The sequence below is a fragment of the Hubeiibacter jixunmingi genome (assembly GCF_041928215.1).
Classification (GTDB): domain Bacteria; phylum Pseudomonadota; class Gammaproteobacteria; order Pseudomonadales; family Moraxellaceae; genus Acinetobacter.
Genome location: NZ_JBHFHK010000036.1, coordinates 1 through 22,429 on the forward strand (window position 1 = coordinate 1; position 22,429 = coordinate 22,429).

General features: G+C 39.0%; 19 protein-coding genes. 10 read left to right on the forward strand and 9 right to left on the reverse strand.

What is annotated here, in order from left to right:
* Positions 1-103: 103 nt before the first annotated feature.
* On the reverse strand, positions 104-586 hold the full coding sequence (locus tag ACEYX7_RS06880) for an NUDIX hydrolase (protein ID WP_374804722.1): 483 nt from the start codon (positions 584-586) through the stop codon (positions 104-106).
* Positions 587-652: 66 nt separating this feature from the next.
* Complete coding sequence (locus ACEYX7_RS06885; RefSeq protein ID WP_374804721.1) at positions 653-1,366, reverse strand: 16S rRNA (uracil(1498)-N(3))-methyltransferase; 714 nt, start codon at positions 1,364-1,366, stop codon at positions 653-655.
* A 193-nt stretch (positions 1,367-1,559) separates the two neighbouring features.
* Between ACEYX7_RS06885 and sbmA the strand changes: the two genes are divergently transcribed.
* Positions 1,560-2,750 (forward strand): peptide antibiotic transporter SbmA, encoded by a 1,191-nt coding sequence (gene sbmA / locus ACEYX7_RS06890; protein WP_374900358.1) that lies wholly within the window; start codon positions 1,560-1,562, stop codon positions 2,748-2,750.
* Positions 2,751-2,814: 64 nt separating this feature from the next.
* On the opposite strand, the gene ACEYX7_RS06895 is transcribed toward sbmA, so the two are convergent.
* From ACEYX7_RS06895 to gatC, 4 genes are all read right to left on the reverse strand, one after another.
* Positions 2,815-4,059 (reverse strand): NYN domain-containing protein, encoded by a 1,245-nt coding sequence (locus tag ACEYX7_RS06895; RefSeq protein WP_374900359.1) that lies wholly within the window; start codon positions 4,057-4,059, stop codon positions 2,815-2,817.
* 105 nt (positions 4,060-4,164) lie between these two features.
* Complete coding sequence (gene gatB / locus ACEYX7_RS06900) at positions 4,165-5,616, reverse strand: Asp-tRNA(Asn)/Glu-tRNA(Gln) amidotransferase subunit GatB (protein ID WP_374804129.1); 1,452 nt, start codon at positions 5,614-5,616, stop codon at positions 4,165-4,167.
* Positions 5,616-7,094: an Asp-tRNA(Asn)/Glu-tRNA(Gln) amidotransferase subunit GatA gene (gatA, locus tag ACEYX7_RS06905; RefSeq protein ID WP_374804127.1), complete on the reverse strand. Its 1,479-nt coding sequence runs from the start codon at positions 7,092-7,094 to the stop codon at positions 5,616-5,618. Before gatA ends, gatB begins: the two co-directional genes overlap by 1 nt.
* 126 nt (positions 7,095-7,220) lie before the next feature.
* A complete protein-coding gene (gatC, locus tag ACEYX7_RS06910; RefSeq protein ID WP_374804125.1) occupies positions 7,221-7,535 on the reverse strand; it encodes an Asp-tRNA(Asn)/Glu-tRNA(Gln) amidotransferase subunit GatC in 315 nt (104 codons plus the stop codon).
* Between the two features lie 133 nt (positions 7,536-7,668).
* On the opposite strand from gatC, the gene ACEYX7_RS06915 reads away from it, so the two are divergent.
* Genes ACEYX7_RS06915 through mreD form a run of 3 tightly spaced genes read left to right on the forward strand, consistent with a single transcriptional unit; the run spans position 7,669 to position 10,099 of the window.
* Positions 7,669-8,709: a rod shape-determining protein gene (locus ACEYX7_RS06915; RefSeq protein WP_374804133.1), complete on the forward strand. Its 1,041-nt coding sequence runs from the start codon at positions 7,669-7,671 to the stop codon at positions 8,707-8,709.
* A gap of 51 nt (positions 8,710-8,760) precedes the next feature.
* Positions 8,761-9,615: a rod shape-determining protein MreC gene (gene mreC / locus ACEYX7_RS06920; RefSeq protein ID WP_374900361.1), complete on the forward strand. Its 855-nt coding sequence runs from the start codon at positions 8,761-8,763 to the stop codon at positions 9,613-9,615.
* A complete protein-coding gene (mreD, locus tag ACEYX7_RS06925) occupies positions 9,602-10,099 on the forward strand; it encodes a rod shape-determining protein MreD (protein ID WP_374804121.1) in 498 nt (165 codons plus the stop codon). The genes mreC and mreD overlap by 14 nt, the downstream gene beginning before the upstream one ends.
* A 271-nt stretch (positions 10,100-10,370) precedes the next feature.
* Here mreD and ACEYX7_RS06930 read toward each other — a convergent pair whose 3' ends face one another.
* Together ACEYX7_RS06930 and ACEYX7_RS06935 are read right to left on the reverse strand one after the other, a co-directional pair.
* Positions 10,371-11,456: a methyltransferase gene (locus ACEYX7_RS06930; RefSeq protein WP_374807042.1), complete on the reverse strand. Its 1,086-nt coding sequence runs from the start codon at positions 11,454-11,456 to the stop codon at positions 10,371-10,373.
* Between the two features lie 163 nt (positions 11,457-11,619).
* Entirely contained in the window at positions 11,620-13,005 is a 1,386-nt protein-coding gene (locus ACEYX7_RS06935; RefSeq protein ID WP_374804117.1) for a nucleobase:cation symporter-2 family protein, read from the reverse strand.
* A 575-nt stretch (positions 13,006-13,580) separates the two neighbouring features.
* Here ACEYX7_RS06935 and typA point away from each other — a divergent pair.
* Positions 13,581-15,419 (forward strand): translational GTPase TypA, encoded by a 1,839-nt coding sequence (typA, locus tag ACEYX7_RS06940; RefSeq protein ID WP_374804115.1) that lies wholly within the window; start codon positions 13,581-13,583, stop codon positions 15,417-15,419.
* 148 nt (positions 15,420-15,567) lie between these two features.
* Here typA and hemB read toward each other — a convergent pair whose 3' ends face one another.
* Positions 15,568-16,581 (reverse strand): porphobilinogen synthase, encoded by a 1,014-nt coding sequence (gene hemB, locus ACEYX7_RS06945; protein ID WP_374807044.1) that lies wholly within the window; start codon positions 16,579-16,581, stop codon positions 15,568-15,570.
* Positions 16,582-16,744: 163 nt separating this feature from the next.
* On the opposite strand from hemB, the gene ACEYX7_RS06950 reads away from it, so the two are divergent.
* The 5 genes from ACEYX7_RS06950 (at position 16,745) to ACEYX7_RS06970 (ending at position 22,401) form a co-directional block, all read left to right on the forward strand.
* A complete protein-coding gene (locus ACEYX7_RS06950; protein WP_374804113.1) occupies positions 16,745-17,239 on the forward strand; it encodes a thioesterase family protein in 495 nt (164 codons plus the stop codon).
* Positions 17,240-17,483: 244 nt separating this feature from the next.
* Positions 17,484-19,490, forward strand: a complete 2,007-nt coding sequence (locus ACEYX7_RS06955) for a lytic transglycosylase domain-containing protein (protein ID WP_374804112.1) — start codon at positions 17,484-17,486, stop codon at positions 19,488-19,490.
* Between the two features lie 15 nt (positions 19,491-19,505).
* Positions 19,506-20,165, forward strand: coding sequence for a T2 family ribonuclease (locus tag ACEYX7_RS06960; protein WP_374804110.1), 660 nt, complete (start codon positions 19,506-19,508; stop codon positions 20,163-20,165).
* 228 nt (positions 20,166-20,393) lie between these two features.
* Positions 20,394-21,380, forward strand: a complete 987-nt coding sequence (locus tag ACEYX7_RS06965; RefSeq protein WP_374900362.1) for a malate dehydrogenase — start codon at positions 20,394-20,396, stop codon at positions 21,378-21,380.
* Positions 21,381-21,675: 295 nt separating this feature from the next.
* A complete protein-coding gene (locus tag ACEYX7_RS06970; protein WP_374900364.1) occupies positions 21,676-22,401 on the forward strand; it encodes a S6 family peptidase in 726 nt (241 codons plus the stop codon).
* Positions 22,402-22,429 lie beyond the last annotated feature (28 nt).

The window sequence follows — 22,429 nt, forward strand, 5'->3', positions numbered from 1 at the left end:
AACCGATGAATCTTTTGCTGCTAATATCTATCTGGCTGCAACAATAATCAATTTGCGTTAATTGTCAACACGCCCTAATAAAAAGCATTTGAGATTAAAAAAATTAAACCCGAATCATCAATGGCTTAGGATGTAAAAATCGCTCATCAATCAAATCCAAAGGCAAGCGTTTTCCGCTTAGATAATCTCTAATACAATGCAAAATCAATGGACTACGCAAATCAATCGACTGCTCAAGCTCAGCAAAACTCATCCAATGCGTGCGAATAATATCACTATCCAAAGGCAAATCGGTTTTTTCCACGACCTTGGCAATATAACAAAAACGATAATAGGTACGTGATAAATCCATTGGTGGCGTATAAGTATAAATGCCTAATAAATCAGTTAATTCTACTCGATAGCTTGTTTCTTCCAAGGTTTCACGGATAGCTGCTTCTTGAATGCTTTCGCCTGCTTCGACATGTCCAGCAGGTTGATTGAGTACATTACGCCCGACTTCTTTGCCGTATTCTTCTACCATCAAAAATTTACCATCTTGTTCGATGATGGTTGCTACAGTAACATGGGCTTGCCAAGTGGTCATAGAATTTACACTCAATTTTCAATGATTTTAGTATAAAAGTAAATCAAATAATAATCATCAAAAAAATTATTCAGCCAAAAAATTTAACACGCCCAGTGCCGCCACAGGTGCGGTTTCGGTACGTAATACACGCTTGCCAATCGTCCATTTGACAAAGCCTTGCTGTACCGAATCCGTAATTTCGGCATCGCTCAATCCGCCTTCTGCACCGACCAATAGGGCAATATTTTGGGGTAAAGGCTGAGCGAATTGCATCTTGCCATCACTCAATGCCAATACCAATTTCAAATCGGCTTGCACTTGGCGAGTCCAATCTTGCACCGACATTGGGGCAAGTACTTCAGGCACGAGATTTAAACCGCATTGCTCACAAGCAGCGATTGCCACGGCTTGCCAATGTTCGATTTTCTTTTGGTCACGGTCGTATTTTAAACGCATTTCACAGCGTTCACTGGTCAAAAGTTGGATTTGATGCACGCCCAATTCCGTGGCTTTTTGAATAGCATAATCCATACGGTCGCCTTTGCTCATCACTTGCCCGAGCGTGACTTTTACCGCCAAATTACGATTTTTAGGATAAAAATCTAAAATATTTACTTGTGCAGATTTTTTATCAATATTGCTTAATTCAACAAAATATTCACCGCCTTTGCCATTAAACACAATGGCTTGTTCACCGACTTTGGCACGCAAAACCCGTGTCCAATGGTGAAACACATTTTCAGGTAAGGTATAGGATTGGGCTAGGGCAAAGTCATCGGCGATAAAAAAACGGTTCATTGTATAATCTTTGAGCTATTTGGTAAATCATGTATAAATTTTATAAAATGTTTAGAATAAAAGCAAAATAAAATCAATATAAAATCAATATTTTGATGATTTAATGATATTTCTCGGCTGAATAGATATTGCTTTTAGATTTATTTAACGCATAATGCAAATTTACTTCGTGTTGATATTATCAAGGATAGTCATGTTCAAGTCATTTTTTCCAAATCCAAGGTGGTTTTTTTTGAGTGCTTTCATATGGGTTGCTATATGTATGAGTGCTTGGTATTTAGGGGGTAAGTCTTGGGGAGAATTTATAGGATTCCCCAAAGGTTATGCGGATGAAAAAGGCCCGATTAATGTTTTTGCATTTACCACTTATGCCAAAATGTGGTTTTATTTATGGTTTGCTACGGCGACGGTATTATTTGCCGTATTTTGGAAAATATTCTCTAAAAATCCATGGCAATTATGGTCGGTATGGGGAACGGCATTTATTTTATTTAATATTTGGTTTAACGTGGAAGTGGGCGTGTTAATTAACGCTTGGTATAATCCATTTTATGATTTGATCCAACAGATGTTAACGACTGGTGGTGATGTCAAATTATTATATAGTAATATTATGGTTTTCTTATATATCGTTATGGTATATGTGACGATTTATGTATTGAATACCTTTTTTGTTAGCCATTATGTATTTCGCTGGCGTACTGCGATGAATGATTATTATACTAGTCATTGGGAGAAATTACGTCATATTGAAGGGGCATCACAACGTATTCAAGAAGATACGATGCGTTTTGCCAAGACTTTAGAAGATTTGGGTGTACAACTGGTCAAGTCAGTGATGACCTTGATTGCCTTTTTACCGATTTTATTTGAATTATCGAAAAAAATACCAGAGTTACCGATTATTGGTGCAGTAGAGCATTCGTTGGTCTGGGCAGCAGTGGTTTGGGCGATATTGGGTACAGCGATTTTGGCGATTGTTGGCGTAAAATTGCCTGGGTTAGAATTTAATAATCAGAGAGTTGAAGCAGCTTATCGTAAAGAGTTGGTTTATGGCGAAGATCATGCCGATAGAGCTGATCCACCTACTTTAAAACAATTATTCTCTAACGTGCGTGGTAATTATTTTAGACTGTATTTCCACTATGTATATTTTAACTTAGTGCGTATTTGGTATATGCAGTTGGATAATATTTATAGTCTAGTGGTTTTGTTCCCAAGTATTGCAGCAGGGAAAATGACTTTGGGGTTAATGTCGCAAATCGGTAATGTATTTGACCAAGTGAGAAATGCTTTCCAATATTTGATTAATTCATGGCCGACCATTATTGAATTATTATCTATCTATAAACGTCTAAAAGCCTTTGAAAAGACTTTGGATTAAAATATTCAAAAATAAAAAAAGCAGTAAATTTAGGTTTACTGCTTTTTGATTACCGCATTATCAATTAATCATCACTAACTTCAATGCCATAATGCTCACATAATGCTCGTAAATCTTGATTAAAGGTTTGCTTTTTAGCCATAAATCGCCAATCATTACTTTGTTTCATCAACTCAAATAAAATCACGCTTTGTTGGTTTGGCTGTTGAATCAAAAAATCACCTTGAAATAAACAGATATTGTTTTGATTAATCATGACTTGAATATTTTGTGGCGGAATGGCTTGTTCACTGCTTAATGAAAACGCCATTTTTTGTACATCACCTTGTTGTTTAGATAGGTCACAAGAAAATTGAGATAGAATATGCTGATTATCATGTTCTACATTGAAAGATAACGTATTATCTTCGCTGTCTGTTTGTCCATAAAAAATCATATCATGATCGCCACGTACTTTTTGCTGAGTATTTAATCGCCACAATACTGCATCAGTATCAAATGCTGTGCGAATAATAATTTCAATTTTATTATTCAGGATTAAGGTTTTTTGTTCTTGGCTTGCAATATTAGCAGTATTGGCATTACTTTTAGCAGGCAAATTACTATGATTTTCTTTGGGCTTAATTCGTACTAAGATAGCTTTATCATCACGTTTAATTTGATATAAACGCATTGCAGTAATTAAAGCGGATAATTTAGCATAGCCGTATTTTTTCGGGCTAAAATCAGGCAATTTTTGATTTAATAAACTACCTAAAGTGCCAATATTTAACCATTCACCTTGTGGAATATTCTGCAAAATATCGTTAATCGCATTGATTAAAGGCTTTTCTTTACGCAATTGTTGCATATCATAAACTGCGTTTTGAATGTTATAATTTTTTAAATTTTCAACTTCGATAAATTGTGTACAGGCTTGACGAAAAGACACGACTGCTTTTTTCTCACCAAAACCATAAACAGGAATATTGTTTTTACGAATACGCACCGCAAGACTGGCAAAATCACTATCGGAAGAAATCAAACAAAAACAATCATATTGGTTGCTATGCAATAAATCCATCGCTTCAATCACAAGGGCAATATCGGTGGCATTTTTGCCTTTGACATAGGCAAATTGTTGCATCGGCTCTAAAGCATATTTTAAGATATTTTCCTGCCACGAACCAAGATTACTTTGTCCCCAATCGCCATAAATTTTACGACAAGTAATTTTGCCTAATGTTTCAATATGGGTGAAAATTTTGGCAAACATATTGGCTGACGCATTATCCGCATCAATTAAAATCGCAATATTTTTAAATGACATTCCGTAGCACTCATAAATTATAAAATACAAACAACATTATAAAACACAATACAAAAAATCGGCAATCACTTTCGCTATTGCCGATTTTGTTATCACACTAAAAAATTACCCAATCAATTGCTTCATCAATTCATTGACTTGAGCAGGGTTGGCTTTACCTTTTGATGCTTTCATCACTTGACCGACCAAACCATTAAAGGCTTTTTCCTTACCTGATTTGTATTCTTCGACCATTTTTTCATTGGCTGCCAGCACGTCTTTGATGATGGCTTCAATCGCACCTGTATCGGTTTCTTGCTTCAAACCATGCTCTGCAATGATATCATCGGCTGATTTGCCTTCGCTATCCCACAGATAAGCAAACACTTGCTTGGCGATTTTACCGCTGATGGTGTTGTCCGCAATACGTGCAATCATACCGCCCAATTGTGCCGCAGAAATAGGCGACTGTGTAATGTCTAGATTGGCTTTATTCAACGCCCCAGACAATTCACCCATGACCCAGTTAGCAGCGATCTTGGCATTGCTATCACCGACTAATTTCACCACATTTTCAAAATAATCAGCCATATCACGTGATTGCGTCAAAACACGGCTGTCATATTCTGGCAATTGATAATCTGCCACAAAACGCTCACGACGTGCGGTTGGTAGCTCAGGCATATCGGCTTGAATATCGGCGATTTGCTGCTCAGAAATATGCACTGGCAATAAGTCTGGATCAGGGAAATAACGGTAATCGTTAGCTTCTTCTTTAGAACGCATCGAACGGGTTTCCATTTTATTTGGGTCAAATAAACGGGTTTCTTGTACGATACGACCGCCACTTTCTAAGATGTCGATTTGACGTTCGATTTCGACATCAATGGCTTTTTCAATAAAACGGAACGAGTTGATATTTTTCAATTCGCAACGTGTACCAAACTCATCGCCTGGGCGACGGATAGACACGTTACAGTCACAACGGAATGAACCTTCCGCCATGTTACCATCAGAAATGCCTAACCAACGCACCAGTGTGTGAATAGCTCGCACATACGCCACCGCTTCTTCAGTCGAACGCATATCAGGTTCAGACACGATTTCTAATAATGGTGTACCTGCACGGTTAAGGTCAATGCCTGTCATACCTGCAAAATCTTCATGCAACGATTTACCTGCATCTTCTTCCAAGTGGGCACGGGTTACGCCAATACGTTTGCTTGTACCATCTTCAAGGAAAATGTCCACATGACCTTTACCGACAATAGGATTGTCCATTTGACTGATTTGATAGCCTTTTGGTAAGTCAGGGTAGAAATAATTTTTACGGGCAAAGACCGATGCTCGGTCAATTTCGGCATTGATGCCCAAACCAAAACGAATGGCTTTATTCACCACTTCGGCATTTAGTACAGGTAACACCCCTGGTAAAGCCAAATCAATCAAACTGGCTTGCGTATTCGGTTCAGCACCAAAAGCGATACTTGAACCAGAGAAAATTTTTGAATTGGTGTTCAATTGGGTGTGAATTTCTAAACCAATCACCACTTCCCAACCGTCAATCAACTTTGCCATTACACAGTCTCCTTCGCAAGCTCGGCACGTTGTGTATGCCAATCAGTATGTTGTTGATATTGATGAACAATGGATAATAATTGACTTTCAGACCAATAATTACCAATCAATTGTAAACCGACTGGCAATTGTTGTGCGTCAAAGCCAACAGGGGCGTTAATCGCAGGTAAGCCCGCTAAATTCACCGCAAGCGTGTAAATATCACCCAAATACAATTCCACTGGGTCTAATGATGCACCGATTTTATAAGCAGTGGTCGGGGCAGATGGTGACGCAATCACATCGACTTGCTCAAAGGCTTTTAAGAAATCTTGTTGAATTAAGCGACGGACTTTTTGTGCTTTGACATAATAAGCATCATAATAACCTGCTGATAGGGCATACGTTCCAATTAAGATACGGCGTTGTACTTCTTCACCAAAACCTTCTGAACGAGAACGCGTATATAAATCATTCAAGTCGCTTGGATTTTCACAGCGATAGCCATAACGCACACCATCATAACGAGAAAGGTTCGATGATGCTTCAGCAGGAGCGATTAAGTAATAGGTCGGTACATAAGCATCCACCATGCTCAAATCAATCTCTACCAACGTCGCACCGAGTTGCTCAAGTTGTTTTAACGATTCTTCTACACGCGCTTTAACATCAGCCGCTAAACCTTGCACATTAAAATATTGCTTTGGAATACCGATACGCAAACCTTTTAAATCGGTTTTGTTGAGATTTGCCACATAGTCATCCACTTCACGATTGACCGATGTCGAATCACGCTCATCATGACCTGCAATGGCATTCATCAAATAGGCACAATCTTCCGCAGAGCGAGCCATTGGGCCACCTTGGTCGAGTGAGGATGCATAAGCAATCATACCAAAACGCGATACACGACCATAAGTCGGTTTTAAACCTGTAATGCCACAGAAAGATGCAGGCTGACGAATAGAACCACCTGTATCAGTACCTGTCGCAAAAGGTGCTAAATCCGCAGCAACCACGGCAGCAGAACCACCAGACGAACCACCTGGAACGCAATCTAACTGCCAAGGGTTTTTGGTCGCACCGTAATATGAATTTTCCGTGGTCGAACCCATGGCAAATTCATCCATATTGACTTTACCTAAAGTCACCAAGCCGGCTTGTTTGGCTTTTGCAACGACTGTCGCATCATAAGGTGAGATAAAATTATCGAGCATTTTTGAGCCAGCAGAGGTCTTGATGCCTTGGGTACAAAAAATATCTTTATGTGCTAAAGGAATACCAGTAAGTACGCCTGCATTGCCCGCTTTGCGTAATTGGTCTGCGGCATCAGCTTCAGCCAGTGCTTGCTCTGGAGTTACCGTAATAAAGCTATTAATACGTTGATCTAATTGAGCAATACGCTGTAAATAGTGTTGTGTGAGTTCGCGAGATGAGAATTGAGCTTTTGCTAATCCTTCACTCATCTCTTGAATCGAAAGTAAATGTAAATCAGTCATTTGCAATCTTCTCTATAAGATTTTGGTCAATTTGGTAAGTTCACTTATTTAGTCAAAAAAATGCCAATCTTGTTTGATAAAAAAGTGAGTAGATAAAAACAGTCGTGATCAGTCGATTTGATCGAATTATTCCACTACACGTGGCACGAGATACAAACCATCTTGTGTTGCAGGGGCAACTTGCTGATAATCTTGGCGTTTGTCATATTCTGTTACAATATCTTTGCGTAGTGGCTGATGGTCGTCAAAAGGGTTTTTTAACGGTTCAACACCATCGGTATCAAATTGCTGTAACGCATCCATCATATGCAAAATCTTGTTTAAACCGTGGGCTGTAGCGTTGGCTTGAGCTTCATCAAAAGATAATTTTGCCAATTTTGCCACTTGTTGTACGGTGCTGGCATCAAGCTGTTCAGTGCTAGAATTTGGGTCTTTAGACATATTTTCACCTAAATGAACAAAAAAAATGTAAAATAATGGTCAATATGATATAGGATTGACTTGTTCATTGCATCACATTTCGTTAAAGTTACGCACTTGGAAAGTCACTTCATTACACTGAGAAGCAACCGTGATATTTTTTAAACGTCTTTTTGGCTGGTTTTCTCCAAATTTAGCAATTGATTTGGGTACAGCAAACACACTTATTTACGCACCTGATCGTGGGATTATCTTAAACGAACCAACGGTGGTTGCTATCCGCCATAGTGGTTCACAAAAAATCGTCGCTGCTGTGGGCGAGGACGCCAAACAAATGTTAGGTCGTACACCTGCAAATATTGCTGCGATTCGTCCAATGAAGGATGGTGTGATTGCTGATATCGAAGTGACTGAGACCATGTTGCATCAATTTATCAGTAAAGTAAATGATCGTGGTATCTTGCCAAATCATCCAAAAGTCGTTGTTTGTGTACCATGCAAATCAACTTTGGTCGAGCGTCGTGTCATTCGTGAAGCAGTGTATAACGCTGGCGCGCAAGAAGTTCGCTTGATTGAAGAGCCAATGGCAGCCGCAATCGGTGCTGGCTTACCAGTAGAGCAAGCTTGTGGTTCGATGGTCGTTGATGTGGGTGGTGGTACAACTGAGATTGCAATTATTGCATTGCAGGGTTGTGTTTATTCTGATTCGATCAAAGTCGGTGGTGATATGTTTGATGAACATATTATCAACTATGCTCGCAAGCATCATGGTTGCGTGATTGGTGAAACCACAGCTGAACAGATCAAGCAAAAAGTAGGTATGGCTTTTGATGATGGTCAGCACGAGCAAATCGAAGTACGTGGACGTAACCTTGCTGAAGGTGTGCCACGTTCATTCACAATGAACTCAAAAGAAGTACTCGAAGCGATTCGTGAGCCATTAAACAATATCGTTGCTGCAGTCAAAACAGCACTAGAACAAACGCCACCAGAATTGTCATCTGACTTGGCAGAGCGTGGTATCGTTCTAACTGGTGGTGGTGCATTGTTGCGTAATTTAGATAGACTTTTGTCTAAAGAAACAGGCTTACCAGTGATGATCGCTGAAGATCCATTGACTTGTGTTGCACGTGGTGGTGGCAAGGTATTGGAATACTTTGATGATCCTAATCACGAAATGTTATTTGTTGATTAATTTTTAGTAAATCTGTAAAAATTGCAATTCAACTCAATAAGGTAACAGACGGTGCAAACGCTCCTAACACGCCAACCGCCGTCAATTCGTGCGTTTATATTGGCAATTATTGCGTCATTGGTGTTGTTATTCATCAACTGGCAATTTAGTCGATTTATTGAGCCTGTACGTCAAGTGATTCGTGCAGCGTACTCACCTATCTATGCAGTAGCCAAATATCCTGTCGTTTCGGAAAAATGGCTGCAACTGCAAGTCCGTTCTGATCAAGATCTTGGACGTGAAAATACTGCGTTGAAAGCCGAACTGCTACAAGCCCAAGTCCGATTACAAAAACTGTCTGAACTCTCTGCTGAAAATACTCGTTTGCGTGGCTTAGTCAATACACCATTGATGATCGATGGGCGTGTGATGATTGCTGAAATCATTGGTGTCGATCCTAATCCTTTAGAACATGCTGTGATTATCAATAAGGGTGCGAGTCAGCAATTGCATGAAGGGCAGACTGTGTTAGATGGTAGCGGTATCGTGGGACAAATCGTTGCTGTTTATCCAAACAGTGCTAAAGTGATTTTATTATCCAATAAAGAAAGCTCGATTTCTGTACGTATTGAACGTACTGGTATGCGTGCAATCGTTTCTGGTACAGGTGACTACGGTGCTTTGGAAATGCAATATGTACCATCCACTGCTGATGTCAAAGTAGGCGATGTCGTTTATAGCTCAGGCTTGGGTGAACGCTATCCTGCAGGCTACTTGGTTGGTACGATTACCGCAGTACAACAGCACAATACTGGTGAATTTGCTCAAATCACAGTCAAGCCAGCAGCAGACCTTGCGAGTAGCTACCATGTGGTCGTGCTATTTACTCAAGGTTTGGCACAGGAGCAACCGCATGTCAGTCGTTAAAAAGGAAAGCTTTGCACAGCATCGTGATCCACTTTGGGCGATTATTATCTCAGTGATGATTGCCTCAGTATTGACAGTATATCCTTTGCCATTTCAGATCAGTAACTGGCGTCCATCATTTATGCTCATGGTGGTGTTTTTTTGGGTAATGTGTCAGCCTGTATGGACAGGGGTGTGGTTTGCCTTTGCTATTGGCTTGGTGACAGATTTATTGCTTGAAATGCCATTAGGGCTGAATGCTTTACTTTTTGTGATCATTAGTTATGCCGTGCGTTATTTCACTCGTGAAAAACGTATTATGACGCAATTACAGCTTTGGTTGATTTTTGCGATGTGCGTATTGATATATGGTTTAATTGTTTTGGGATTCTTATTGGCTTCAGGTGCAAAGATTTCTATTTTATCCGAATTTCAAAGCATCATCACTAGTATCGTGATATGGCCATTATTATACTGGTTGTTAAAACGCTGGCGAGCAGTTTAAAAAAATTATATAAAGTGAAAAATCGATACGATACATTTAAAAGGCTAAATCTTATTTAGCCTTTATATTTGTGTGGATATCGTGTTGCTTCTAGATAAGTGTAATACTATTTGTAAAAATTAAACTACCATAGAAAAGAAAACCGTTATGGTTCCTTGCGAGCTACAGCTCTCATCACCACGAACGGCTTTTATAACTTAATATTATCCACTTACTTAGAAATAAATTTTTAGCCCTAACCTTTCATTCAAATCCACTTCATCTAAATCGATTACTTTGCTGAAATAACTAAGAATCCATGTTTATGATGGTGTCTAATGATTTCAGAAAAATAGGTCTTAAGTAGGTTAGGGTAGTTTAGAAAGTCATTAAATACCAGCCATAATTCACCATGATTATTTAGCAATTTCTTGCTGTGCTCACATAGATTTTCACTGGCTTGATAATCTGTTTTTACGCCTTGATGAAAAGGTGGGTTACTAATAATCACATCAAAGGCATGTTGAAACTCTGCTTGCTGGCTGAGATTTTGTATATCTGTAATGGCGATAGTAGTCAATTGCTGAGAAAGTCCATGCTTTTCAAAGTTTAAACGTGTTGAATGTAATGCAAAGGCATCAACATCCACAGCCACAATATGATTATTCGGATTAAGTTTAGCAAGGATTAAACCCATAATACCCGAACCACAACCAAAATCTAAAATCTTGCCTGATTTGACTTGATTTAAAAATGGTAAAAGCTGTGCAGTACCTATATCCAAACGATTTTGACTAAATACGCCAGCCATACTTTGGATATTAAGCTGAATATTTTTTTCATTCATAAAATCTTTGAGATTTAAATCATAATCTTGAATACCATATTGTTCGGCTTGATATTTAAATTCATCTTTTATATTTGATTTAAAATTAAACTGCCATAATTGACAATGGCGTGCTGAATCTATTTTAAAGACTTTACCATAGTCTTTGAGTTGTTTACTGCTGCCTTCGATACCTGCATTTTTTTCACCAACCAAATAAATATTGCTATTTAGATCAAGTGTTTGAATCAGCTGGTGGATGATATAATGCAATAAAGCCTTGGCTTTCGGTACAAAAATAATAACATTATCATAATGTTCAACAGGTGGTAATATATCGAAATGAATAGACTGTAATTGCTGTTGATTTTTTTCAGTCTTTAATCGATTTAGATACTGATAATCCGAATGATTCCAACACCACATTGCGACACTTTGGCTATTATGCTGTAATAGTGTTATTGCTAAATCATCACTCGGCGGATTAATCAATAAAACACGACCTTGCATTAATTCAGCTTGACGTAGCACAACTTGACTTTTGGCATCCATAATGACATTACCTAGTTAAAAAAACATTGAATATGATAACTGATATTTTAAGTGATCATATTTAATATTTTTATAAAAAAATGCAGAATTCGGTTTTCTGTAAATCAATAAGGGAAATAAACATTATATTTATTTCCCTTATGTATGCGTTTTTGCAGAACTTTTACATTTGTTCGCCTTGCGAAGCTGGTTGATCATCCATTGCTGGCAAAACTAAGTTAAGCACCAATGCCGCAATACCACCCGTTGCAACACCAGAACTAAAAATATTTTGAATCAACTGTGGCATATGTTTTAAAAACTCTGGTACTTGTGCAATTCCCAAGCCTAAACCTAAAGAAATCGCAATAATCAACAACGCACGACGGTCAAGTTTTGTACTTGCTAAAATATTGATTCCTGATGCTGCGACAGCACCAAACATCACCATCACCGCACCACCTAAAACCGCAGCTGGCACAGCTTGTACAATCCCTGCAATTTTTGGAAATAAGCCCAAAATCACCAACATTCCTGCAATCCAAAAGCCCACATAACGACTTGCTACGCCAGTCAATTGAATTACACCATTATTTTGTGCAAATACAGAACTTGGGAAGGTATTAAAAATACCTGCAAGCAATGAGTTGGTACCATTCACCAACACACCACCTTTAATGCGTTGCATCCAGGTATCGCCTGTCACTGGCTGTTGGGAAATTTTACTGGTTGCGGTAATATCACCAATCGCTTCCAAAGATGTGACCAAATAAATAAAGGCAAAAGGAATAAATAGCGACCAATCAAAAGAAATACCATAATGCAATGGCTGTGGGATAGCAAATACTGGTGCATCGTGGAATGCTTTAAAATCTAATAAGCCCATTACCGCAGCAATAATATAACCAATGATGAGTGCTAACAAAATCGATGCACTACGCATCCAAGTGATATTTAGACGGTTTAAAATAATGATAATCGCCAATACAGTGCATGACAAAATCATATTTTGTGCATTCGCAAATGTACCATCAGCCATTGCACCATAGCCGCCGCCCATACCGATTAAGCCAACTTTGATCAGTGTTAAACCAATCAATAGTACGACAATACCTGTGACCAAAGGATTAATCAGCTTTTTCACCCAAGGTAGGATTTGTGATACACCCATTTCAATAAATGCACCAGCGATTACTACGCCGAAAATGGCTGCCATCACCTGTTGATACGGTGTGCCACTCGCCACCATCGCCGCACCAATACCAATGATTGGACCAATAAAGTTAAAGCTGGTACCTTGTACAATCAATAAACCTGCACCGAGTGGACCAAACTTACGGCATTGTAAAAAGGTTGCGATACCTGAGATGATCAATGACATCGACAAAATCATGGTCGTCTCGTGGGCAGGAACACCCAAAGCACCACAAATCAATAACCCGGGGGTCATGATTGGCACAAGAATCGCAAGTAAATGTTGTAATGCAGCAAGAAAAGCAGCGAGAGGGGCAGGGCGGTCATCTATACCGTAGATGAGTTCGCTCGGTTGTTGCGGAGTAATATCGCTCATAATACCATCAACTTAAATTGGGACAGTTTAAAAGCAGCTTATTTTAATGGCAAATCGCTACAATGGCAAAGAAAACCATACATTATTTAAAATAATTTTTACATAAAAATACTTTTGGTTGAATTTTAACCTCTGTTAATATGCAGTGTGGAAAATTTAATGATGATTGCACTTGGAGAACGGCATCTTTTTTAAGCTTAATTTTGTTGAAAAAGTCACCTTTATGACACTGCATTAAAAAAATACGAAAAAAATATTTCAGCCAAAGGCTTTAATCTGTATAATTCGCCCGACTATTTCTAAAAATACCATGTATAGGGTATGTTGAACTTGCAATTTTGTCGTCAAAAGTAGGATAAATCACGCTTTGTTTTGCATTTTTATTCGTTATGTCAGTGAGATGTAACAAAAAGTGCGGTTAAGCAGTGTCTAAATTTCTAACTTTGTGAGCAACAAAAAACAATTAAACATCAGCATGATGGTAGCGATTGATAACTTATGTGGTTTATGTTCAGTATACCCGTTGGTTTTTATTCACCTTAGTGCATGGTATTTATTCACTCTTCGAGATTTTTATGTCTGATATTAAAACTTTGCGTAACATCGCAATTATCGCTCACGTCGACCATGGTAAAACAACACTGGTTGATAAATTATTGCAACAATCAGGTGCTTTGGGCGAACGTGCTGGCGAGATTGAACGTGTGATGGACTCAAACGCCCTAGAAAGCGAGCGTGGGATTACCATTTTGGCGAAAAACACTGCCATCAAATGGACGGATAAACGTACTGATACTGAATACCGTATTAACATCGTGGACACCCCAGGACACGCCGACTTTGGTGGTGAAGTAGAACGTGTGATGTCGATGGTGGATTGCGTACTTTTATTGGTCGATTCACAAGAAGGTCCAATGCCACAAACACGTTTTGTAACGCAAAAAGCTTTTGCACGTGGTTTAAAACCAATCGTCATCATCAACAAAATTGACAAGCCATCTGCACGTGCAGACTGGGTAATTGACCAAGTATTTGATTTGTTCGATAACTTGGGTGCGACTGACGAACAGTTAGATTTCCCTATCGTTTATGCTTCTGGTATCAATGGTATCGCAGGTCATGAGCCTGAAAATCTTGCACCAGATATGACACCATTATTTGAAACGATTGTTGATATTGTTGAACCGCCACATGTTGATGTGGATGGTCCATTCCAAATGCAAATCTCTTCACTTGACTATAACAGCTTTGTAGGTGTTATTGGTGTAGGTCGTATTCAACGTGGTTCAGTAAAAACGAATACACCTGTAACTGTAATTGACAAAGATGGTAAGACACGTAACGGTCGTATCCTAAAAATTATGGGCTATCATGGTCTTGAGCGTATTGATATCGATGAAGCATCAGCAGGTGATATCGTGTGTATCACAGGTATTGATGAGCTAAGCATTTCAGATACCATTTGTGATCCAAAAGCAGTTGAAGCCCTACCACCATTGTCTGTAGATGAGCCAACTGTATCGATGACTTTCCAAGTAAACAACTCACCATTTGCAGGTAAAGAAGGTAAGTTTGTTACTTCTCGTAATATTCGTGAGCGTTTAGATCGTGAATTGATTCATAACGTGGCATTGCGTGTAGAAGAAACAGACAGCCCAGATGCATTCAAAGTATCAGGTCGTGGTGAATTGCACTTGTCTGTATTGATTGAAAATATGCGTCGTGAAGGCTTTGAATTAGGTGTTTCTCGTCCACAAGTGATCATGAAAGAAATCGACGGCGTTAAACAAGAGCCATATGAAAACGTGACTTTTGACGTTGAAGAGCAACATCAAGGTTCTGTAATGGAACAAATGGGTCATCGTAAAGGCGAATTGACCAATATGGAAGTCGATGGTAAAGGTCGTATCCGTATTGAAGCTACTGTACCTTCACGTGGTTTGATCGGTTTCCGTTCAGAATTCCTAACCATGACTTCTGGTACAGGTATCATGACATCGAGCTTCTCGCATTATGGTCCTGCCAAAGAAGGTAGCGTGGCAAAACGCCAAAACGGTGTGTTGATTTCTATGGTGCAAGGCGTATGCTTGGGTTATGCATTGTTCAGCTTACAAGAGCGTGGTCGTCTATTTGCTAAACCGCAAATGGAAGTCTATGAAGGCATGATCGTGGGTATCAATTCACGTTCTGACGACATGGTCGTGAACCCAACCAAAGCAAAACAATTGACTAACGTGCGTGCGTCAGGTACGGATGATGCGATTGTATTGACACCTGCATTAGATTATACCCTTGAGCAAGCGTTAGAATTTATCGAAGATGACGAATTGGTTGAAGTAACACCAAAATCAATCCGTATTCGTAAGCGTTTCTTAAGTGAAAACGATCGTAAACGTGCAGCACGTGGTATGTAATTTACCCTTGTCATGGTTATTTAAAATATATTTTTAAATGCTACCCCAAAAGTTAGACATAGCTTTTGGGGTTTATTTTATTGATAAGATGATTAAAAAAATATTAAACGACTTTATTTATCCATATATGTCATGGATGAAAATAATATTATTTTATTTGCTGTAACTTTTCTGCTGCCACTTCAGCAAAATACGTCAAGATTCCGTCTGCACCCGCACGACGACAGCTTAATAATGATTCCAAAATGACACTGTCAGATAACCAACCATTCTGAATTGCTGCCATATGCATGGCATATTCACCGCTCACTTGATAAACGAAGGTCGGCACACCAAAAGTATCTTTGACATCTCTTACTACGTCCAAATATGGCATACCTGGTTTGACCATGACCATATCTGCACCTTCTTGAATATCTAGAGCCACTTCATGCAACGCCTCATTGCGATTTGCAACATCCATTTGGTAGCTGTATTTATTACCACCTTTTAGATTACTGGCTGAGCCAACCGCATCACGAAATGGGCCGTAGTAGCTAGATGCATATTTGGCAGAATACGCCATGATACTGGTATCAATAAAACCATTTTGCTCCAAAGCATGACGGATCGCACCGATTCGCCCATCCATCATATCACTAGGTGCAATCACATCACTACCTGCCGCAGCATGGCTAAGTGCTTGCTTGATAAGGCAATCAATAGTTTCATCATTTAGTACATAGCCATTATCATTAATGATGCCATCTTGACCATGTGTGGTATATGGGTCTAAAGCACCGTCTGTGATCAATACCATTTCTGGCAAATGTTGCTTGAGTAAACGACAAGTTTGTTGTACCAAACCTTGATCATCCCAAGCATTCTCGGCAGTCAGAGATTTGTCTTGTTGTGGTGTGACAGGAAAAATCGCCAATTTACTGACACCAAGATCAAGCAATTTTTCAGCTTTTTTTAATAATAAATCTGCAGATAGACGCTGAATATTTGGCATACTGCTAATATCTTGTTGCTGCTTTTCGCCTGGTAAAACAAACACAGGATAGATCAAATGGGCTGCGGATAAATGTGTTTCGCTTACCATTTGGCGAAGTTGATCATTTTTACGAATACGACGCATACGTGTGGCAGGAAAAGCAGGACGATTAAAATGATAAGACATTGCAATATTCCAAGATCGATAAATTATTGGCTATTGTAGGACTTTTTTTAATGTAGAGCAAAAATATATCTTTATCTTCATGTTGATTTTATTGCTAAGATTTTGTTATCTTAGCCCGATTAGGGCAGTGTCTCTTTTTGAAAATACATTTGGACAGTCGAAGATGAATCAAGAATATGTGGATGCGTCACAATATCAGTTTCCCGAACATGTAGAAAGTTTTGTAGAAATTTTACAGCATGTGAGTGATGTATTTAATCATTCGCCATTTTTTATTCATAATCATTTTGTCATGCGTGTTGTGGATGAACAGCTACAAGTCTATGCAGAAATGCGTCCACATTTGGTTGGTAATGCACATTTTCAAATTCTACATGGCGGTGCGACAGCGACTCTATTAGATACAGTAGGTGGTGCTTTGGTGATTGCCGAATTATATCGTCATCAAATCGATGAAAAACATCTATTGGCAAAACGTGCGAGTAAAGTAGCAACTCTGGATATGCGAGTGGATTATCTCGCTCCTGGTGCAGGTGGACATTTTATTGCTACTGCACATGCATTACGCGTTGGACGTAAGAGTGCCACTGTACGAATGGATTTACATAATGAAAAAAATATACTCATCGCAACAGCGACGGGGGTGTATAGCTATTAATCAAAAGAATATGAAGTTGTATAACACAACAGGTTTATACATCGAGAATTTACAAAGTGCAACCAAGTAACATCAGTTTTGAGAGATATTTATAAACAACAATATAACAAAATAGCGTACTTTAGTGCGTTGATTTTGTTTTAGAATACACGACTAAGACTAATTGCTAATTTATCAGCTTGCTATTTGTGTGAATGGCTTTTTATTGGGCTGGTATAGTTGTTTTGAAATTTAGGAATCATGTATGGCTCAGGTTATTCATTCTGCACAACAACCTCACAAAATCCGTAAGAGCTTGCCCTTAAGTGCTGTGGCTTTTTCGATTTTCTTGACTGCGTGTAGTAGTACTCAACCTAGCCGTGCCAATAATATCGATCACAGCCAAGACTTTTTGTTTAATGATGCTTTGACAGCAAACAGTCGTGGCAATCTTACAGCGTTATATCAGCATCAACAGCAGATGCAAGGTAGTGCTTTGGGTTACTATCCAGAATATTTTATTCTTAATCAAAATATTGCAACCCAACCAGTAGAACAGATTTTACAATTTGCACAACGTCATCCACAGACTGCGATGACAGAAAAATTGATTGCAGATTATATTGAAGAAAAAGTAAAAATTGGTGATACACGTACACCAGCGGTATTGATTCCTTTGGTGATGAATGCTGATGAGTCTGAAGCTTGTGCAATTACTCAAATCAAAGCCAGTTTGGGACAGCCAATCAGTAAAGATGATTATCGCGATGCTTTGCTCAAAATGGATGATCGAAAACAGCCAGAATTATGCAAAAGTTTAGCTCGTAATATCATTAATCATCCGAGTATGTCACAGCTTGACAGAATACAGCGTTTATTCGTGGTTGCCCGTGCGGGTGATATTGGTGCAACATTGAACACTGCAAATGCAATGGGTTTGAATGTACAACTTTCTCAGTTAAATGCTATTTATGCCAATCCAGCGAGCTATTTGTATAGTAATCCAAATAAGAATGACTTTGTGCAACAAGTTTACCTGATTTTTGCTTTGGGATTGTTGGCAAATAATGATTTAAATCAAGCATTCAGTCTCGCACCGAGTATTGCCAATGGTGCAGATGCCCAATTTGCACGCTATATTTACCGTACTGTAGGTTATGTTGGTGCAAATACGATTGTCAAAAATGGATTTAATCCTTTAGCTTTACAATATTTTGAACAAAGTCAAGGCTTTCCATTTAGTCCAGAAGAGTCTGAGCTTTACGCAAGACAGGCAATTCGCTTTGCCAATTGGGGTGCTGTAATACGTGCGATCAATACCATGCATCCAGCACAACAGCAAGAAGACTGTTGGCAATATTGGGTCGCACGTGCTTTGGAAGCCAGCAATGACCGCAACAGCATGAATCAAGCAACCAGCATTTATCAAAGATTGGCAAGATCTGATGATTATCATGGTTTACTGTCTCGTATGCGTCTCAAGCAAGATTATGTGAATGAACCGAATGATTATGTGCCTACTGCAAATGACATCGCTCGAGTTGATCAAGACATTCATTTTGCTCGTGCATTTAGTTTAAAAGACATCGGTGCGCCTGATGCTTACAGTAACAGAGAGTGGAACTGGGCGGTACGCCAAGCAGCAAATCGACAAGATGATGCACTGATCATTGCAGCAGCACAGCGTGCCGATGCCATGGGGTGGCGTGATCGTTCAATTTTTGCTGCCGATCGCACTACAAATCGCCATAATTATACCTTGCGTTATCCGATGCCTTACCAAAACCTAGTTGTGCGGCATAGTGCAAGTGCAGGCATCCATCCAGCGTGGGCTTATGGTATTGCACGTCAAGAAAGTCGTTTTAATACTTATGCACGATCAGGTGTTGGTGCTACAGGCATGTTTCAGGTCATGCCAGAGACAGGTCGTGTGATTGCACGTCAGTTAGGTGAAAGTTATAATCCTGCAAACCTAAGACAAGCCGATACCAATGTACGTTATGGCACGTTCTATCTTGGAGATATTCAAAGTAAATTAGGTGGTCATCCAATGGTGGCGACAGCAGGCTATAATACTGGTCCAAATCGTGCTAGATGTTGGATGCCAACCGACCAGCCTATGGATGCAGACCGTTATGCTGAGACGATTCCTATTTTGGAAACACGTGATTATGTAAAACATATTATCACTAATGCTGTGCATTATGGTGTACACTTTGGTCAAGGCGGAACAAATCTAAATCGTTTTATGTATCCCGTTCCTACACAATAATTTGGGTTAATTATGATGAAAATGTGGCTTTTCTCTACATTCACACAAGGCAGTTATCTGGCTGCAGCGACAGTCGTTACTTGCGCACTGGCAAGTAAGGCTCATGCTGCACCAACAGGTTTTGTGCTAGATATTGAAATGTCACCAGCAACATGCCGTCTTAATCCACAACAAAATCGCACTCGCCAATGCCTAGAAGGTTATTCTTTATCAGTGATAGGACTTTTGCCTGATGGTGTAAATCCACGACAATGCGAAACTTCAAACTCTTTTTATCTCACCCCTGTACAAAAACGTTTATTAATGAGAATTATGCCCGATGAGAATGCACAAGTGCGTTTGTGGCGTAGTGTAGGTGGCTGTGTAGAAATGAACGCGTCACAATATTTTCGTACGATGGTTACTTATGCAGACAGTTTGAATATCCCATCTGAAGTGACCACGCCAAATACTATTCGTGTTTATCGAGATGGTTTACAACGTCGCTTTATGCAATTGAATCCAAACATGCCTGCACAGTCAGTACAATTTAGTTGTCAAAATCAGCGTAATGGTACACCAGTGCTTACTCAAGTTAGAGTATGTTATAACGCAGGTGGTCGATATCAGGCATGTCGTGTTGAACGTATGAGCAATAGCTGTGGTGCACAGATGGTCGTGCAAGGTTCATATTAAAAATATTTGATTTATTGAATTTTGACTAAAATCAATCTATTGCTGCTTAAAACAACAAGTTTGTAAACAATCTACCCAAAAAGTAAAACAAATTATTCGACTTTTGTTGCATCTACTTAGGTTTTAGATGCAAGGCTTTTAGGAATAGAGTACAATCGAGATACTACAGCAAAGATGAAGCACAATCTCCATCTTTGTAATGTTTAAAATACTTTGTTGGAGACAATGATGAAACAACCTGTTCGTGTTGCCGTAACTGGTGCTGCTGGTCAAATTGGCTATAGCTTGTTATTCCGTATTGCTAGCGGTGAAATGCTTGGTAAAGATCAACCTGTAATTTTACAATTGCTTGAAGTACCTGTAGATAAAGCACAGCAAGCATTGAAAGGCGTGATCATGGAGCTTGATGACTGTGCATTCCCATTGTTGGCGGATGTCATCGGTACTGATGACCCTAACGTTGCATTTAAAGATGCTGATTATGCATTGTTGGTAGGCGCGCGTCCACGTGGTCCAGGTATGGAACGTGCGGATCTTTTACAAGAAAATGCAAAAATTTTTACAGTACAAGGTAAAGCATTAAACGATGTTGCAAGTCGTGATGTAAGAGTATTGGTTGTCGGTAACCCAGCAAATACAAATGCTTATATCGCAATGAAATCTGCACCAGATTTACCATCTAAAAACTTTACTGCAATGTTGCGTTTAGACCATAACCGTGCATTGACACAAGTTGCGAAGAAAACAGGCACACAAGTTAAAGACATCAAAAAATTAACAGTTTGGGGTAACCACTCTCCAACAATGTACGCTGACTACCGTTTTGCAACTGTTGATGGCAAAAATGTCAAAGACTTGATCAATGATCAAGAATGGAATGCGAATGTGTTCTTGCCTACAGTAGGTAAACGTGGTGCTGCGATCATCGAAGCACGTGGTTTGTCTTCTGCTGCATCTGCTGCAAATGCTGCAATTGACCATATGCGTGATTGGGCTTTGGGTACTAACGGTGAGTGGGTAACTATGGGTATCCCATCTGACGGTTCTTATGGTATTCCAGAAGGCGTGATGTTTGGTTTCCCTGTTACGACAGAAAACGGCGAATACAAAATCGTTCAAGGTTTAGAAATTGATGAATTTAGCAAAAAATACATCGATATCACTTTGAATGAACTTGAAGAAGAGCGTAGTGCAATTGAACATTTATTGAAGTAATACCGTAAATGTGAACTGATTCGCTTTTATTCAAAGTCAAAACGTTTACCGCAAGTATGTGGTAAACGTTTTTTATTTTTTCTCTAGTTATTTTTTATAAAATTTATAATCAAAAACAAATAGTTGTAAATGCTAAAAGTGCTCAAATTTCATGATACAAATTTATGCATCGAATATTTGTAAAGATACTGTATTGTATAGTTTTTATATGCTAATCTTTAATTAATGTATGATTTTTGTCTCAATAGTATTCTACTAAATTTGACAAGATAACTTTAATTTAGGATGTAACCTTATGTCTAACTCTTCTTTTATTTTTCGACGTTCTTTGCTAGTCAGTGCAATGACTTGTGTACTCATGACCCAAGTACACGCCTCTACAGTACGTGATGACATTGATTATCAAGTTTTTCGTGACTTTGCTGAAAATAAAGGTGCATTTTCTGTTGGTGCCACAGATGTTCAAATCAAAGATAAAAGCGGAAAAGTTTTAGGAACAGTATTACCTAAAGGCATAGCTATGCCTGACTTTAGTGTCGCGAATATCGAGACGGGTGTAGCGACTGTGATTGATCCACAGTACGTGGCATCAGCGATGCACAATACTTCAAATATATTTAGTCAATCTTTGAAGTTTGGTCATCATTTGGGATATGACTATAAAATTGCAGCACGTAACGATGCAAATGATCTTACTGAAGATCAAATTGTTAAAATGCAAGCTGCAGAATTAAATGATAAATATAATGATTTTTCAGCACATCGCCTAAATAAATTGGTTACAGAAGTTGCACCGACAAATTATTATCAAGATAAGACCAAGACCGCCTCAGAATTTGATCAGAACAATTATAGTGCATTTGCACGTCTAGGCAGTGGCACACAAAATACTTCAGATACTTTAGGGAATACAAAGTCCGTTGAAGGTGCTTACCGCTTTTTAACTGGTGGCACACCACCAACCATTACTGGATTAGGGTGTGTTGACATACAAAGAAAATCAGTTATTCTGATTATATGAATAGACTAACACTTACTGATGCCCAATG

Coding starts and splice junctions, on each gene's coding strand:
- ACEYX7_RS06880 (WP_374804722.1), bottom strand. CDS start 586: ATGACCACTTGGCAAGCCCATGTTACTGTAGCAACCATCATCGAACAA.
- ACEYX7_RS06885 (WP_374804721.1), bottom strand. CDS start 1,366: ATGAACCGTTTTTTTATCGCCGATGACTTTGCCCTAGCCCAATCCTAT.
- sbmA (WP_374900358.1), top strand. CDS start 1,560: ATGTTCAAGTCATTTTTTCCAAATCCAAGGTGGTTTTTTTTGAGTGCT.
- ACEYX7_RS06895 (WP_374900359.1), bottom strand. CDS start 4,059: ATGTCATTTAAAAATATTGCGATTTTAATTGATGCGGATAATGCGTCA.
- gatB (WP_374804129.1), bottom strand. CDS start 5,616: ATGGCAAAGTTGATTGACGGTTGGGAAGTGGTGATTGGTTTAGAAATT.
- gatA (WP_374804127.1), bottom strand. CDS start 7,094: ATGACTGATTTACATTTACTTTCGATTCAAGAGATGAGTGAAGGATTA.
- gatC (WP_374804125.1), bottom strand. CDS start 7,535: ATGTCTAAAGACCCAAATTCTAGCACTGAACAGCTTGATGCCAGCACC.
- mreD (WP_374804121.1), top strand. CDS start 9,602: ATGTCAGTCGTTAAAAAGGAAAGCTTTGCACAGCATCGTGATCCACTT.
- ACEYX7_RS06930 (WP_374807042.1), bottom strand. CDS start 11,456: ATGGATGCCAAAAGTCAAGTTGTGCTACGTCAAGCTGAATTAATGCAA.
- ACEYX7_RS06935 (WP_374804117.1), bottom strand. CDS start 13,005: ATGAGCGATATTACTCCGCAACAACCGAGCGAACTCATCTACGGTATA.
- typA (WP_374804115.1), top strand. CDS start 13,581: ATGTCTGATATTAAAACTTTGCGTAACATCGCAATTATCGCTCACGTC.
- hemB (WP_374807044.1), bottom strand. CDS start 16,581: ATGTCTTATCATTTTAATCGTCCTGCTTTTCCTGCCACACGTATGCGT.
- ACEYX7_RS06950 (WP_374804113.1), top strand. CDS start 16,745: ATGAATCAAGAATATGTGGATGCGTCACAATATCAGTTTCCCGAACAT.
- ACEYX7_RS06955 (WP_374804112.1), top strand. CDS start 17,484: ATGGCTCAGGTTATTCATTCTGCACAACAACCTCACAAAATCCGTAAG.
- ACEYX7_RS06960 (WP_374804110.1), top strand. CDS start 19,506: ATGAAAATGTGGCTTTTCTCTACATTCACACAAGGCAGTTATCTGGCT.
- ACEYX7_RS06965 (WP_374900362.1), top strand. CDS start 20,394: ATGAAACAACCTGTTCGTGTTGCCGTAACTGGTGCTGCTGGTCAAATT.
- ACEYX7_RS06970 (WP_374900364.1), top strand. CDS start 21,676: ATGTCTAACTCTTCTTTTATTTTTCGACGTTCTTTGCTAGTCAGTGCA.